This is a genomic window from Lentibacillus sp., assembly GCF_035301675.1.
GTDB lineage: Bacteria > Bacillota > Bacilli > Bacillales > Amphibacillaceae > Lentibacillus.
Genome location: NZ_DATGTT010000071.1, coordinates 1 through 15,047, shown reverse-complemented (window position 1 = coordinate 15,047; position 15,047 = coordinate 1). Strand labels below are relative to the sequence as shown.

Annotated in this window: 14 protein-coding genes; 8 read left to right on the top strand and 6 right to left on the bottom strand. The window is 41.6% G+C overall.

Going from position 1 to position 15,047, the window contains the following annotated elements; translation table 11 throughout:
* The 4 genes from VK097_RS12655 to VK097_RS12640 all read right to left on the bottom strand — a co-directional run.
* Window positions 1–1,182, bottom strand: a 1,182-nt coding sequence (locus VK097_RS12655) for an IS1634 family transposase (protein ID WP_324212173.1), incomplete at its 3' end; no start/stop codon positions are given.
* Window positions 1,183–1,556: 374 nt separating this feature from the next.
* Window positions 1,557–3,527: a TRAP transporter permease gene (locus tag VK097_RS12650; RefSeq protein ID WP_324212172.1), complete on the bottom strand. Its 1,971-nt coding sequence runs from the start codon at window positions 3,525–3,527 to the stop codon at window positions 1,557–1,559.
* A 74-nt stretch (window positions 3,528–3,601) separates the two neighbouring features.
* Entirely contained in the window at window positions 3,602–4,603 is a 1,002-nt protein-coding gene (locus VK097_RS12645; protein ID WP_324212171.1) for a TAXI family TRAP transporter solute-binding subunit, read from the bottom strand.
* Between the two features lie 165 nt (window positions 4,604–4,768).
* Window positions 4,769–6,097 (bottom strand): aspartate aminotransferase family protein, encoded by a 1,329-nt coding sequence (locus tag VK097_RS12640; protein ID WP_324212170.1) that lies wholly within the window; start codon window positions 6,095–6,097, stop codon window positions 4,769–4,771.
* 138 nt (window positions 6,098–6,235) lie between these two features.
* On the opposite strand from VK097_RS12640, the gene VK097_RS12635 reads away from it, so the two are divergent.
* From VK097_RS12635 to VK097_RS12620, 4 genes are all read left to right on the top strand, one after another.
* The gene (locus tag VK097_RS12635) at window positions 6,236–7,120 is read left to right on the top strand and encodes a LysR family transcriptional regulator (RefSeq protein ID WP_324212169.1); all 885 of its coding nucleotides are present in this window, start codon (window positions 6,236–6,238) and stop codon (window positions 7,118–7,120) included.
* Window positions 7,121–7,860: 740 nt separating this feature from the next.
* Complete coding sequence (locus tag VK097_RS12630; RefSeq protein ID WP_324212168.1) at window positions 7,861–8,205, top strand: hypothetical protein; 345 nt, start codon at window positions 7,861–7,863, stop codon at window positions 8,203–8,205.
* Window positions 8,205–8,705 (top strand): hypothetical protein, encoded by a 501-nt coding sequence (locus tag VK097_RS12625; RefSeq protein WP_324212167.1) that lies wholly within the window; start codon window positions 8,205–8,207, stop codon window positions 8,703–8,705. Before VK097_RS12630 ends, VK097_RS12625 begins: the two co-directional genes overlap by 1 nt.
* Window positions 8,686–9,078 carry a hypothetical protein gene (locus VK097_RS12620; protein WP_324212166.1) on the top strand — a complete coding sequence of 131 codons (393 nt, stop codon included), beginning with the start codon at window positions 8,686–8,688 and terminating at the stop codon, window positions 9,076–9,078. The genes VK097_RS12625 and VK097_RS12620 overlap by 20 nt, the downstream gene beginning before the upstream one ends.
* A 337-nt stretch (window positions 9,079–9,415) precedes the next feature.
* Here the strand turns inward: VK097_RS12620 and nadX are convergent, their stop codons facing one another.
* On the bottom strand, window positions 9,416–10,198 hold the full coding sequence (gene nadX / locus VK097_RS12615; protein WP_324212165.1) for an aspartate dehydrogenase: 783 nt from the start codon (window positions 10,196–10,198) through the stop codon (window positions 9,416–9,418).
* 342 nt (window positions 10,199–10,540) lie between these two features.
* Between nadX and VK097_RS12610 the strand changes: the two genes are divergently transcribed.
* From VK097_RS12610 to VK097_RS12600, 3 genes are all read left to right on the top strand, one after another.
* A complete protein-coding gene (locus VK097_RS12610) occupies window positions 10,541–11,764 on the top strand; it encodes a CynX/NimT family MFS transporter (RefSeq protein ID WP_324212164.1) in 1,224 nt (407 codons plus the stop codon).
* A gap of 324 nt (window positions 11,765–12,088) precedes the next feature.
* A complete protein-coding gene (locus tag VK097_RS12605) occupies window positions 12,089–12,226 on the top strand; it encodes a hypothetical protein (RefSeq protein ID WP_324212163.1) in 138 nt (45 codons plus the stop codon).
* A gap of 2 nt (window positions 12,227–12,228) precedes the next feature.
* A complete protein-coding gene (locus VK097_RS12600) occupies window positions 12,229–12,774 on the top strand; it encodes a transposase (protein WP_324212162.1) in 546 nt (181 codons plus the stop codon).
* Between the two features lie 133 nt (window positions 12,775–12,907).
* Here VK097_RS12600 and VK097_RS12595 read toward each other — a convergent pair whose 3' ends face one another.
* Window positions 12,908–13,264, bottom strand: coding sequence for a SpoIIAA family protein (locus VK097_RS12595; RefSeq protein ID WP_324212161.1), 357 nt, complete (start codon window positions 13,262–13,264; stop codon window positions 12,908–12,910).
* A gap of 369 nt (window positions 13,265–13,633) precedes the next feature.
* Here VK097_RS12595 and VK097_RS12590 point away from each other — a divergent pair, with 369 nt between their 5' ends.
* Window positions 13,634–14,860 carry a CynX/NimT family MFS transporter gene (locus VK097_RS12590; protein WP_324212160.1) on the top strand — a complete coding sequence of 409 codons (1,227 nt, stop codon included), beginning with the start codon at window positions 13,634–13,636 and terminating at the stop codon, window positions 14,858–14,860.
* Window positions 14,861–15,047: the final 187 nt, after the last annotated feature.

Here is a 15,047-nt window from a genome sequence, read left to right as displayed (position 1 = left end):
GGCCCTGAGCCTGCAGACAGCTTTGGTATGTTGCTTATCCGGCAGCTGACTGAGCCCTTCGAGCTCCTGCTCGAGTTGTTTGATAATCGTCTCACGCTGTTTGCGTTCTTTCTCGGCCTCTTTCGGATTATGGACAAGCACAAAGCGTTTTCTTGCCTCACCGTCGCCGACAATAACTTCTTTTGCCTTCAGATTATCGCGAATCGTATGATATCGTCCTTTTCGGGCTAAGGCATCCTCTGTTTCGGGTTTGCCTGACCGCATTTTTTCACCGACAATGTAATGCCCGCCTGTCCGCTGGAGATAGCGAAGATTATCCTCGGATGAAAAACCCCGATCAGCGACACTGATGACGCGCCCAAGCTTCCAGCCGACAAGATCATCCTTAATTTCTTCGACAACAGTCATATCCATCGTGTTTCCGGGCCACACCCAACATTTGATGGGAATGCCTTCCCGAGTCACAGCCATGCCAATCACAACCTGGAGGAGATCAGGACGTTTATCCTTGGAGTAACCGAGCTCCCGTAATCCTTCATCATCCGGCGCCTCAGAAGGTTCCACCTCGAAATAGGACGACGTTGTATCAAAATAAATGAGGTCAACTTCAAGATTCATCAAATCGGCTGTGGCGTAATAGACCTGTTCTTCAAGCGAATCTTTTACGTCCAACAGAACATCCATAGCTCGGTAGAGCTGATGGGAAAAGACCTGATCAAGACCGGGAATCACAACATCATCCTGGACCCAACCTTCCATGCCAAGCTTACTCGTTGGTGCCAGAGCACGGTTGGCAACCATAGCAAAGATTTGGCGTTCAATGTCCACTTGATGGTTTCGGTCTTTCAACAATGTTTGAATCATCTCATCCAATCCGAGTTTATGCCATATTTGATTTAAGGCCCAGGAACCGCCCAATCGTTTACTGGCTTCAAAAAGAAATTCAGCTGTTTCGCCAATGCCTTCCCGAAACTGTAGGGCTTCCTCCGGTGAAAGGAATCGAATAACACTGTTGGCCAGTCGTTCAAGGGCTGCGCGATCAACTTGATCTTCACGCCCGAAAGAGTGGATCACCTTCGCTTTAGCGTATTTGGCCTTCGAATCCCATTCATTATGAGCAAGCTGGAGATAGGCAACCCGGCTTCCATCTTTATTTTTTCGGCTTACACGTCTTAAGTACATGCCTATAGTATAACCTATAAGATCAATTATGTAAATAGAAGTTATCCACAAATGTGTGCCTATAGGTAACTGTCATTTTTCTATGCTAACTGTGGATAAATCCCTTGTGTATAGGGAATTGTGGATAATGATTGTTAAAAAATGTGCCCATCAACTGTCGAACTTGAGTGGTACAGAGATAGCGAATAGATCACACTAATGAACCCATCTGCCAAACCAGTGGCAGATGGGTTCATTTTGGTGGAATACAGGAACAGGTCCATCGTCCCGCCTCAGTAAGGGAGATAGTAGCGCAGTTGAAGCGCGACGGTACGCAGAACCCGGGTCAACAAGCCTGTCCCTATATTCCAGGATATGGTCGGATGCCTTTTGATTTAAGCCTCTATTGGTGATTCAGACTTTCTTAAACCACCACTAGTATCATCTTTTTGCCATTTTTGAATTGCCCATACTACAGCAATAAGGATAATCCCAATGGCACTTGTTGCAATTTCAGGGAGGATTAACAGCAGTCCCCCAATAAAGAGGACGGCTCGCTCCCATATTCTTGATGCTCTTGCCAAATATCCAATCATGGCACTGCTGACACCCATCATTCCTATAATTGCGGTTATAATAGCTATTACAAGATTTAACGGTGTTACATCAACCAGCACAAGTATAGGATTATAGACGATAATGTATGGTATGATAAACGCAGCTATTGCCAATTTGACTGCTGTAACGCCTGATTTAAATGGGTTAGCCCTAGCGATTCCGGCACCGGCATAAGCGGCAAGGCAGACCGGTGGGGTGATGTCAGCAACTATTCCGAAATAGAATACAAACATGTGGGCTGCAATTGGTGCAATCCCAAACTCATTAATCAATGCTGGGGCCGCAACTGTAGCTGTCACGACGTAATTGGCTGTTGTTGGAAGCCCCATGCCTAGAATGATACAGGCAACCATGGTGAACAGGAGTGCCAATACCAGATAACCACTGGATAATGCAATTATTCCGGCGGCAAACTTGGATCCGAGCCCCGTAATGCTGATAATACCCGCAATGATGCCTGCTGTTGCAACAGCTGCAATAACCGGTAAAGCAACTCTCGCGCCTTGTTCCAGTACATGGAAGATCTCTCGAATTGACATCCGTGTTTCTTTGCGTATGAAGCTTACAAGAAATGCGGATACAACCCCCAATAAAGCAGCGCGCTGCGGACTGAATCCTACCAAAACTGTTCCAATAATCATGGCAAGCGGCAGTAGCAAGTAGCTATATTTTACGAATAATGTCCTGAATACTGGCAACTCCGATTTTGGCAGGCCTAAAATGCCAAACTTTTTTGCTTCAAAATGCGTTCCGATGAAAATGCCTGTAAAGTATAGCAACGCGGGAATGGCTGCAGCCAACATAATTGTCGAGTAAGGAACGCCTAAATATTCCATCATAATAAAGGCTGCAGCACCCATAAGGGGAGGCATGATTTGGCCGCCTGTGGAGGCAGAAGCTTCCGTTGCTGCAGCAAATTCTGATTTAAAGCCGGCTTTTTTCATCATTGGTATAGTGAATGACCCGGAGGCAACAGTGTTTCCAACCGAACTTCCTGATACCATGCCTTGCATTCCACTAGCCGCAACGGCTGCCTTAGCAGTTCCCCCTGTATATTTACCCGTTAGTGCAAACGCCATGTCATTAAATATTTTTCCGATGTTCGTGTGGATTAAAATTACACCGAAAAAGAGAAATAAGTAAATATATTTCGAGGATATTTGTATTGGCGTTCCAAACACACCACTTTCTTGGAACCACAAATCAGTTGCTACCGCACTAACAGAAAAACCTGGATGTGACAAAATATCTGTTGGGATGTATTCACCGAACAACGCATACAACAAAGCTATACTTGCCACAATAACAATAGGAAGTCCAACTGTTCTGCGTGTAGCTTCCAAAACAAGAAGGATTCCAATAAAGGCAATCACAATGTCTGCGAAGCTGTATCCGGAAATTCTACTTTGCAAGATTGATTCGAAAAAGAATATTTTGTGGTATGCAACATATATAGACGTGAGTGCCAACACTACATCATACCAGGGAACACCTTTTTGTTTCTTTTGTAGTCCCTTTTTTGCAGGAAAAAGTATAAAAATAATCCCCAGAGCTGTACCTAAATGGACGGCACCTTGTTTTTGTGATGGAAGTGTTCCGAAATAGCCCGTATATAAATGGAAAAAAGTTAAACCTACACCTAATATGGTAATAAGCCAAACCCATTTACCCAGATTAGTACGGGATTGGCTTTCTTTATCATATTTGTCCAGTACTCCTTGTGTATCAGTACTTTGTTGATTGCTCATATCATATCACCACCATCTTCCTATAGAATAGTACAATCATATCTATAAAGGTATTCTTATAAGGTTTTAATAAATTATTTTACGTCTTCCAAACTTTCAAGGTCAGTTGCTTCTCGTGTTATGATCTGCACGATTTCCGGATAGATGTGGCCAATAAAGGCTGCGTTTTCCACTTTAGCATCCTTAAAGTCTCCTTCACCGTTAATGGCATCGAGTGCTGGCACGTTGACGGACATTCCCAGGTCCATATTTCCATCTCGGATACTTGAAAGGTTTTCTACGGATGCACCAGTTTCGGTGTTTGTAATATTTACATTATCAAGATGATTGTTCCATACATTTGCCATTTCCCCACCCAATGGATAGTACGTTCCACCTTGGCTGCCGGTACCTAACACCAGTTCATTTTTACGGTTTGATTCATCTGCCGATAATTCTGCAACCTCATTATCTACAGTTACGCCCTGCTCCTCATAATAGCGTTTTGCACCGGGGTGAATAGGTAAACCTTCCGATCCCCTTAGTGCATTTTCTATTGTCATTTGCTTGGACTGAGCGTGGGTATTCTCATCAGCATTTTCAATCATGATTTTCGCAAGCTTATAGCCGAGTTCCTCATCAATTGTATCTGTGTTACCCATTAATATAGCCCGCGCCGCAACCGTATTCACATCTGAATCCTGAAATTCATATGTTCCTGCTGGGATAGTAAATTGCTGATAGCCGCTGTTTTCCTCAATATGAGCGACTGCATCATTGGATAAATTAAGTAATTTGACATCACCGGTGGATGCATGCAAGCTCTGTATACTTCCAGCCGGCATACCTAAGATGGCGATTGACATATCTATATTGCCATCTTGAACACCCTCAGCAGCATCCCCAAAACCTTCCTGGTACGGGTTAAAATCGCCTTCACCGATACCATATGCATCCAGGATTAAATTGGATGCCGAATTCGTTTCGCTTGCAGGAGGCCCAATAGCGATGTTTTTCGCTCCGTTACTGCATGCACCGAGCATTAAAACCACTCCAAATAACACCGACAAAATACTTGCCAAACGTTTTACTTTCACAGTAACATCTCCCCTACTTTTTGATAACGCTTACAAATAATAGCTTCTTAGAAGATTTGTGAGAGCTCCTTAAGAATAGATAAATGTTTAATAGTATTCATTATATTGTCAAAAATGTAGCTAGTCAATTATTTATCCGTAAATTAAGTTGATTCTGAAATCTACTCACAGTTCCGCCAACACCTCATTGTAGGCATTTAGTGTTTTTTCTAATTCTGCTTCTTTATGGCATGTTGATAGTGAGTACCGGTTCAAGGGTTTCGCGTATATCCCTTTGTTCAGCAATTCGTAGTCTATTTTCTCCCTTGTTTGCATATCTGATTGCTGATAATCACGGTAATTGCGAATTTGTTTTTCTGACAGGATTACATTAAACATGGATCCGTTGCCAACGGCCTGCATGGCTATCCCTTTTTTAAAGAATAAACTTTCCAACTCGGTTTTTAATTTTTCCGTTCGGTTCAAAACATGATCCAGTTCATTTTCTAAAATATTGATCGTCCTTAGACCTGCCGCCAGGATCATCGGATGTCCATTATACGTACCGCTATGAAAGAGAACATCTTTTGGTTTTAATACGTCAGTCGTTTCCTCGTCAACAGGGGAGCTAACCATTAAAATTTCCCTTTTGCCGCCTACAACGCCCATAGGAAATCCGCCGCCAATTACTTTTCCTAAAACGGTTAAATCGGGTTTAATTCCATAAAGCGCTTGTGTTCCTCCGAGGTTTGTGCGAAATCCTGTCTTTACTTCGTCGAAAATAAGTACAATATTCAATTCTTCTGTTATATTGCGCAGTTTTGTCATGAAGTCATCTTCTGCAGGAATAAATCCCCCCTGAATCGGCTCCAAAACCACAGCCCCTATTTCACTTGCATGTTCTGTTAAAATTTCGAATGCATGGTCATCATTAAATGGAAGTACTATTGTTTCGTTTGTCTGGGCTGCTGATATTCCTTTCGAGGATGGAACGGAATTCGGATTATTTTTCTGTCCAGCTTCACTAATTTCTGGATTAACACTTAAAAGAACTTCATTATAGCCGCCGTGATAATGCCCTTCAAATTTTGCAACTTTGTGTTTGCCGGTGTACGCCTCCGCGAATCTTAAGGCCAGCAGCGTTGCTTCGGTGCCTGAGTTTGTGTACCTCATGAGGTCGATGCTTGGAAAATATTCCTTGATTTTATTGGCGTATGTTACTTCTAGTTCATGGGGAGTTCCGAAAAGCCATGTACCGCTTTGTTCCATTTGTGAATGGATTGCTTCTTTTATTTCTGGGTGGCCGTGTCCGAGCATCATTGATCCGTAAGATAATAAATAGTCGACATACTTATTTCCATCTGCATCCGACAAATAAGCCCCTTCACCATAATTCATGTAAATCGGGTGTGGCGGGAAGTGCTTAATATTTGCGGTTACCCCGCCTGGCATAACTTCTTTGGCGTCCTGATATAATTCGACGGAAGTCAGCATTTGCCGTTTCGTTTGTGCCATGTTTGCATCTCCTTTTTTAAAATTTCCACTTGTAATGGGAATGTATCTTGTACCTAAATAGTATAATAGGTAAATTGACAATACCAATCCAGTTACTTTATAGTGCGATTAACATTTCTTATAGGGTGGGTACGATAAATGAATATTGATCAGCTTGAAGCATTTGTTCATATCGCTTTAACAGGCAGTTTTAGCAAGGCAGGCGAATTGCTTTACTCATCCCAACCATCCATCAGTGCGAAGGTAAAAGCACTTGAAAAAGAATTGAACTGTACTTTATTTGAAAGAACGAGTACGGAGGTCTTATTGAGTGAGGAAGGCAAATTGTTTTTTCCATACGCGCAGAACGCTATTAAAGATATACAAAATGGCAGACTGGCAATTGTAAATAGCAATAAGGGAATGGTGAGGGGAGAAGTTCATATTTCGGTCGTATTTTCAGGTGCGGAATATTTTTTTCCTAAGATTGCAACTGAATTCAATAAACAATACTCCGACATTAAACTTGTTGTTTATTCCGGGCACTCGGATCAAGTCATGCAAATGGTCGTGGATCATGAAGCTTCACTTGGAATTGTACGCTCCATTTCCCACCCTGAAATTGAAGCCCGACGGTTAGAGGAAGACGAAATTATTCTGGTTTTTCATCCCAGTCATTCTCTTAATGATTACGAATCTATTAATATACTCGAGTTGGCAGATTCAGCACTTGTTTTATTTAAGAGGGAAACAATGGATTGGCTATTAATTAATAACGCTGTCAAAAAAGGAAAATCCCAGCCAAACGTCATCATGGAAATTGATAGTGTCGAAGGTGCAAAACAGCTGGTCAAAAATAATATTGGCGCTTCTTTCTTGCCCCGCTTTGCTGTTGATCAGGAACTGCGGAATGGGGAGCTAAAAACCATCCCTGTAGAAGGGATGCCCACTATTAAACGGGACTTTGAATTGATTTATAAAAAGGGCAGGGAACTTGATAAAGCAACAGAGATTTTTAGGAATTTTATTGTGAATAGGATGTAGTTGCGCAAAAATCTTGGTTTGAGTGCCTGTCACTTCCCGAATTTTGTCGTAATGTGTCGAACAAAACTTATTAAATTTGTCATTACCAAGACTATCCAAAAGGATTTAACGATACTGTAGCTTCGAAAAACTGGGTGAGATAGGTTGGATATAGTATTTGAGGCCAATGTGTTTGGATGATCTACGTTGAGGAAACATAGTGCAAGAAGAGAAGCCAGCACTTCAGAGGTTGGAGGGGAACTATTTACCAAGTACTGTCGTTTCCGATGATGCCATAATTGCTGCTAACAAATTGCATTAGAATCTGTTCATTAACCACAGCTATCCACCTTCTTAAGGAATATTATCCCTGTTGAAGAGGGAAAAAGACACAACATATATGTGGTGTTTTGAATATTTTAGGGGTTTTTAGGATTGTTGTGGTGGGTCTAGGCGACGCCTGCTGTATTAAGCTGTTGTTCCTGATTCTACGCTTCAGAAAATAACGCTTAATAAACAGTACTTCTATTTAAACCCCATTTGCTGGCGTATGCTACTGGCTAGTTGAGTCGTGTGCGCTCTTCTTAACCCTTGCAAGGAAAGAAGGCAGGCGTTCCCAAAAGTAGTATTTTTTTAGCTGTGTTTTCGAGCACCTCCTTGTCTCTATAACAAAAAATGAATAAATTTATTCACTTTTGTTTATTCTTGAATTGGGTACAATTGAATATTATACTTAAGTTAGAGGAAATGGAGTTATTCTCATGAAGAATATACCGATTAATTTCAAATACAAGTTTTCTGACGATTATAATCCAGTTTATGCTAATGGAGCATATGGTGGTGTAAATCCCAGGGGTGAGCTTGTCATGAATTTTTATTTTGAACGAAATCCTATTCCATATCAAGAAACAAAGCAGTTAAACGAAGATGGCGAGTTTATTGGGGGAGCAGAAATCGAACCCGAGGAGCATCAGACAAATGTGATTCGCTATATATCAACAGGGGTGGTTATGAACCTTGATTCGGCAAAATCATTTCATCAATGGTTAGGTCAGCATATTGAACAATTAGAAAAGGAAAATGGTATAGAAAGTGGGGATGAATAATGTCAGCCACTCTTATTCCAGATGGAAAATTTTATACTCCTAAACATGAAAGACATAATTCAACTAGAGTTGCAGCAGCGATCTCGAGGGACGTTGAAAATTCCTCCACCAGCAAATTACGTTCTGATTATTATACTGAGATCATTGAAGAACAAATGAAAATGTCTAATGTAAACAAAGTCAAAAGTTTTTTGAACTTGGAGCAGAACTGGAATGATAAAGATGCACTTCCATTCACACCAGATTTAGTCTTTAAAACTATACAATTATTATTAGCCATGGATAAACAACCGGAGATTTTTCCTACAGGCAGAGAAAGTATACAATTTGAATACGAAAAAAATAATGGCGATTATTTAGAGTTTGAAATCTTTCAAGACGGGATTCATATGTTTTTCATGAATGATTATGATACGGAATTGGAAAAGGAATTAGCAATCAATAATACAAAAAAAATAAATAAGATTGTAAGTGATTTTTATGAAGGACGAATTTCGTAAAGATGAAAGGTTATACCGAAATGTTATCATGGATCCAAATTTTTGGAAGAAGGATAGCGGAGGGCCGTCCTCAGCTATTTTTAAGGATTCCAATGGCGTTTCGGTTGATCGGGATGGTGGCAGAGAGGAAGCTGACATTACATCAGGTTTTATCTCCAGATTTGGAGTGGAGAATATAAGGGTGATTGTGTCCGTGAACGCCGGGTACTGTATGGAAATTGGTGCTCACCTTGTTTATTCTCCCGTCGAGACTAATAAATATCATGCGGAAATTCATGATTCACCAGATAAAGTACCACTGCATCCAAAAAAAGCAAGAAAGTTGGCTAAAAATTGTCGAGTTGTTTATGCCAATGAAGAAGACGAAAAGTAACTACTGCCTAGCAATGGAAGAGTAGTTGCTTTTTTATTTTGAGGTTAGAAATGAGTTTGCGTGCTTGTCACCACCCGAAAAGTTTGGGGGCGAGAAACATAGAGCAACAGGCCCCCAGAAATGTGCTTTAATTTTTCGACAAGATGACCTGAATCCAAAATAGCTTTTTCATATAATATTCGTTTCATCGTCTCTGGAATAATCCTGTTGCCGCATATTGATTGGACGGCCGTTCTGGCTCTCAACATAGGGGGGAAGTTTACGTCTCTTATTAAACAGCAGGTTCTGCAGCCCACATGGTTTTATTTACTCAAAGAACCTCGACTTGCCATTCCGTCTACCCACCTATTTTGATATGATTTGTGATGCGCTTTAGCGTCCCCAGTATGCTCATCGCGGCTAGATAGCTTGTTTTCGGATTCTCCGCAAGAGGATTGTTTGTTACTGAAAAGGATGCTGTTCCAAAATCACCTTTGATGTCAATCGTATGTATGTTGTTCTCAACCGCTGGATCGGCAATAATGGTCACGTTGGTTTGCTCAACTCCCACACCGGCAAGTGATAAAATAATGGACACATTAATATTTTTCGGGAATTGCCTAATGGCTTCAGACGCTTTCCCATCAAAAACCACAACTTCTTCCGTTGCAGCTTCATGATTAATCAGCGTCCGCGCCGGTTTTCTTGTTGTTATCGATACATCAGTCACTCCACCAGTTGCATGTGCATTTTGCAGGAGGTCAAGCCCGCCAATCGCTCCGGATGGTAAGTGAATCGTCCGTTCATACGTTTCCGCCAAATCGTTCATCTCCCGGAGAAAATCCGTATCAGCCAGGGCACCGATACTGATTAAAACAACGTCTTTTTTAGGCAGAATTTGTTGTAACAATTCATGAACCGCCGCAATATTCGCTGCTTCCACAACGAGATCAATCCCCGATTCCAGAAACGCATCAAGGCGATCAAACAGCTTCACATCAAATTGATGCTCCAGCTCCTGGTATTTCACCCGATTCCGAACAAACACACTTTTGATTCGCATCTCACCGGTTTCGTTTTGATTGAATTCCTTCATTAAAAAATTCGCAATCGCACCAGCACCCACTATTCCGATGTTCATACCCAGCCTCCTCGTAAAATAACTTATAGTTTTAATATACAGAGGTTATATTTAAACGACAAGGTATAGGGACGGGAAAAATCAGCCCCCACTGTATTACTGGAAGACGTTTGACGGTCATCCATTTACTCATCCCATTTAACTATGCTATATTAGCATAATATTGTCTTATCCCGCCTTAACGGGAGGTAAGATCCCACTTCAAGATGTTCAGGAAAACGAAAACAGATAAGTGGTGGATCGATTGTAAAGGTCCGATTCGTTCAACTAATACTCAGTGGGAATGGAAGGAAAAAAATCTACACTGAATGAAGTTTTACTTTATAGAAAGAGTGATCGTTTATGGGTGAACAGAATATGTTGGCACACAGGGAGCCTAATCAATGGTACCGTCTATTGCTGGTGACAGGAATCATTCTGGCTGCAGTCAATTTACGTCCCGCTATCACATCGGTCGGTCCGTTGCTTGGCATGATACGGGATGATATCGGGCTTTCCAACTGGAGTGTTGGTTTACTGACCAGTTTGCCCTTGGTTGCATTTGCGGTCATGTCGCCGCTCGTTCCAAGGATAGCCAGGGTGTTAACGAATGAATATGCGCTTGTGGTTGGCCTGGCGCTGCTTATCCTCGGTATAACCATCAGGTCCGTAACGTTTTCGGTGTTTCTGTTTGGAGGCACATTGCTGGCAGGGTTAGGCATTACCTTTTGTAATGTGCTTTTGCCGGGCATTATTAAGGAAAAATTTCCGCTTAAAGTAGCATTGATGACGAGTATCTATTCAACGGTCATGACGATGCTAGCAGCGCTTGCCTCAGGAGTGAGTATTCCACTTGCAAAAGGGTTGAATCTGGGGTGGAATGCCGCCATGGTTGTCTGGGTGATACCCGCGGTTTTAGGTATTATCACCTGGATATACTTGTCAATAAAAAATAAACAACAACAAGCTTCCACAAATGTGACGGCCGACAGGAAAGCAAACAAGCGAAATAATATTTGGTCTTCTCCACTGGCATGGCAGATTGCATGTTATATGGGCTTTCAATCATGCTGGTTTTACATTACGATTTCCTGGCTGCCGGAAATTTTATATGCTTATGGTGTTGATATGGCGACAGGTGGCTGGATGCTCTCGATTGCTCAATTTATTGGCGTTCCTTTCAGTTTTATTGTCCCAGTCATTGCGGAAAAATTTGCGTCACAACGGGGGATTATCGTCGTACTCGGCCTGCTCGGTGTTGGCGGTTATTGCGGACTATTATTTGGCAGTTCTTATTTTACGATGGTCGTGAGTATTATAGCGATCGGTATTCCTTTAGGCGGCAATTTTGCGTTAGCTCTGACACTTCTCGGTATGCGTGCTAAAAATGCGGAGGAGGCTTCAGATTTATCAGGGATGGCCCAGTCGCTTGGTTATGTATTGGCGGCAATCGGCCCATTGCTGATCGGTTATATGTATGACGTCACACAGGTATGGGATGTACCGCTTGTTACGCTGATTTTCATTGCTGTTTTATATATTCTTTTCGGTCTGGGAGCCGGACGGAATAGGTATGTGTTTGGGTAGGTGGTGGGTGGTGCCTGTCACCTCCCGGTTTTTGTCATTTTATGTCGAATGAAATCATTAAATAGGGGCTGCTGGTTTGAATAAAACTGGTGGCTTTTTTATGGATGAAAAAAATTTTACGTTTAGCCAAAATAATATTTTATCCTGTTCTTTTTCCTTATTTTCAGGGTTTTACCTGGTGAACGTCTTCTAAGATTGAAATTCTTATATATTTTTGGCATCATAAGACAAATTCAAGGATTATAAACGCAAACAAACGTTCTTGATTTTTAACAAAATCTAGCGTATCTTATATCTAACCAATGACTGGGAAAAAGGTGTGGTGTGGCTGTGATTGTGTCGAGTATTGGCCTGAAAGGGATTGAAGGGTATCGTATTGAAGTGGATGTACAGCTGTTGCCGGGGGATGCTACAATGCGGCGATCACACGGATGTAAGCAACAGAAGGGGATGGTACAGTAACGATGGGTCGGAAAAAACGAATTTGGATGCCCAATTCATTCTATCACGTTGTCTGCCGCGGTAATCGTCGTGAGGCGCTTTTCAGAGATGATGGAGATTTTAAAACGTTTCTTCATATCCTTCGACAAATCGATAAGAAAACCCCATTTGAACTTGCTTCTTACTGTTTGATGACCAACCATTTTCACCTGCAAATACGCTCCAAAGAGCAGCCGATATCCAAAGTTATGTCCCTTATCAACAAGCGCTATGCCGATTATTTTAATACGAAGAACCGAATCACCGGCCATGTTTTTGAAAAACGGTATTATGGCAAGGCGGTTGATTCGAAGGAAGGTATGCTGGAAGTAAGCCGTTATATCCATTTAAATCCGGTAGATGCCAAAATGGTTATAAACGCACAGAGCTACCAGTGGAGCAGTTATCGGTATTATATGCATACGTCCCGTCATCATCTTTTGAACATGGCTATTATTTTGGATTACTTTTCTGGCGATGAATGGGAGAAGCGGCGGAAATATCAAGAGTTTGTGGGAAGGGAAAGGTAATGTTCTGGGTGCCTGTCACTTCCCGGTTTTTGTCACATTATGTCGAAAACCACTGCAGGTTTGGTGGTGGGACAGAGGGACAAGCTCTTCGTCCCACCTAAGTTCGGGGCGGGACAATGGGTATGCTCCTTTTTTAATCTTCGCGAAGCCATTCTCTTGCTGCTTCCAATTCTTCCAGCGGATACTGGTGTATTTCCACACCTGGTATAAGTTTTTCTATTTTTTCGTTAAGGCCTACAAACGATTCATCTGCGACAATAGCGCTTTTCTTTATGCTTTTCAGATGGGTAACAATTTTCCAGCCTTCCAACAATGCTTTTGGAGTGTTACCATCAATGTTCTTGAAAATAAACAAGATGTTGATAGGATCCTCTTGAAGCTTTTTAGCCTTTAAAGCCTCCTCAAATTTTTGCAAGTCATCCTGTGTCGCTTTCCCCTCAGTCGTCACCTCCAAAATCTCACCTTGATTTTCACCTTTTATTTCCAGCATCTATCTCATCCTTTCCTTTTCATCTTTGTATAGAGTATTTCACTCTGAATATGAAATGAAACATTTTTTGGGTGCCTGTCACTTCCCGGTTTTTGTCATATAATGTCGAGAAGTTCATTAATTTCTTTTGTAATGGATCACATGAGCGTTCATTCCTTGAAAGATTCGATACTGGAATGCTGGGTTTGCTTAGGTATATCACGCCATTACATTCTGTAAAACAAGTTCCTGCTCATACTTTAGCTGGGATTTTTTTATGGATGGCTAAGACTGCTAACAGAGACTATATGAAAATCCCTCTTCCTAATGACCCGGATTCCTGATATAATGTAAGATTGTTTGTCTGGGTTTATGGGAAAGGAGTTTTATATGCCAAACCTTACAACAGATACAAAACAACGGTATTATACAGTTCTATTACTTTTAGCAATTGTACTTATTGCTGCAACTTTACGTTCGCCGATTACGTCGGTTGGGCCTCTTATACCTTTTTTCCGTGAAGAGTTAGAAGCTTCCAATTCAATGATTGGTTTAGTCAATACGCTTCCATTACTTGCCTTTGGAATTTTCTCGCCGTTTGTTCCTAAACTATCAAGTACGTTTGGGATGGAAAGAACCCTGTTGATGGCTATGGTGCTTTTATCGATCGGCGTGTTCAGCAGGTCTCTGGGAGATATTGGGGTACTGCTTTTCGGTACACTCTTACTGGGAATAGCGATTGCTGTTGGTAACGTACTCATGCCCGGGCTCATTAAATCGACCTTTCCATATCGTGTAGGACTGATGACCGGCCTTTATTCCGTTTCGATGAATATTTTTGGTGCACTTGCTTCAGGTATTTCAGTGCCGATTGCTTCAATTCCTTCCTTAGACTGGCGTCATGCCATGCAAGTATGGAGCATCTTTTCGCTCATGGCTGTCGTTGTGCTATTACTGCGAATGCCTGTTATACGTTCCGCCGGTAAAAAGGTGTTTGCTGAAGTGAAGAGTCAACCATCAACTGCACTATTTAAATCAAAGATTGCTTGGGCCGTGACATTGTTTATGGGATTACAATCATTGATTCCGTACAGCTTGTTCACATGGCTGCCTGATATTTTAATGACAAAGGGATTCACTGAAAGCGAAGCAGGCTGGCTTGTTGCCTTTTTTCAAGTTGGGCTCATACCAGCTAATTTTGTTGTTCCAATTATTGCTGCAAGAATGAATAGCCAACGATTCATCGCATGTGTTTCCGGCCTTTTGTTTTTCTTTGGGTTGTTGGGTGTTTCTCTAACATCTTCTAATGTGATTGTTGCTTTTCTCATATTAACGGGTGTTGGTGCTGGAACGACATTTAGTTTAGCCATGATGTTTTTTGTTCTTCGCACCAGCACGGTCCCGGAGTCTTCACAGTTATCAAGTATGGCTCAATCAATTGGATATATAGTTGCAGCGCTTGGGCCTTTTCTCCTTGGATCTGTAGCCGAATGGACTGACAGCTGGACTGTTCCGCTAATCATTTTAATGATTGTGTCCTTATGCATTGCTGCACTTGGAACCATTGCAGGCAAGAACCAAACAATTATTTTTGAGACGCAAAGGGATGGAATCTGATCTAAGTAATTCACTTACAGCGTAGAAAATAAAATTATATTTAGCATACCAATTCACATCATGTGTGGTATGCTATTTTTTATTTGTGGTTTTATTTCATCAGGATTTTTATAGAACCGTTTAAACCCGGCTATAAATAGTCTCCCTCACCCCTATAATCGAAACGGACTCGGTAAAAGTGGCATCT

What these genes read in the sequence shown, in the direction of transcription:
- VK097_RS12640 (WP_324212170.1), bottom strand. Translation starts at nt 6,097, where the DNA reads ATGGCACAAACGAAACGGCAAATGCTGACTTCCGTCGAATTATATCAG.
- VK097_RS12595 (WP_324212161.1), bottom strand. Translation starts at nt 13,264, where the DNA reads ATGCTGGAAATAAAAGGTGAAAATCAAGGTGAGATTTTGGAGGTGACG.
- VK097_RS12630 (WP_324212168.1), top strand. Translation starts at nt 7,861, where the DNA reads ATGAAGAATATACCGATTAATTTCAAATACAAGTTTTCTGACGATTAT.
- VK097_RS12610 (WP_324212164.1), top strand. Translation starts at nt 10,541, where the DNA reads ATGGGTGAACAGAATATGTTGGCACACAGGGAGCCTAATCAATGGTAC.
- VK097_RS12635 (WP_324212169.1), top strand. Translation starts at nt 6,236, where the DNA reads ATGAATATTGATCAGCTTGAAGCATTTGTTCATATCGCTTTAACAGGC.
- nadX (WP_324212165.1), bottom strand. Translation starts at nt 10,198, where the DNA reads ATGAACATCGGAATAGTGGGTGCTGGTGCGATTGCGAATTTTTTAATG.
- VK097_RS12620 (WP_324212166.1), top strand. Translation starts at nt 8,686, where the DNA reads ATGAAGGACGAATTTCGTAAAGATGAAAGGTTATACCGAAATGTTATC.
- VK097_RS12650 (WP_324212172.1), bottom strand. Translation starts at nt 3,527, where the DNA reads ATGAGCAATCAACAAAGTACTGATACACAAGGAGTACTGGACAAATAT.
- VK097_RS12600 (WP_324212162.1), top strand. Translation starts at nt 12,229, where the DNA reads ATGGGTCGGAAAAAACGAATTTGGATGCCCAATTCATTCTATCACGTT.
- VK097_RS12625 (WP_324212167.1), top strand. Translation starts at nt 8,205, where the DNA reads ATGTCAGCCACTCTTATTCCAGATGGAAAATTTTATACTCCTAAACAT.
- VK097_RS12590 (WP_324212160.1), top strand. Translation starts at nt 13,634, where the DNA reads ATGCCAAACCTTACAACAGATACAAAACAACGGTATTATACAGTTCTA.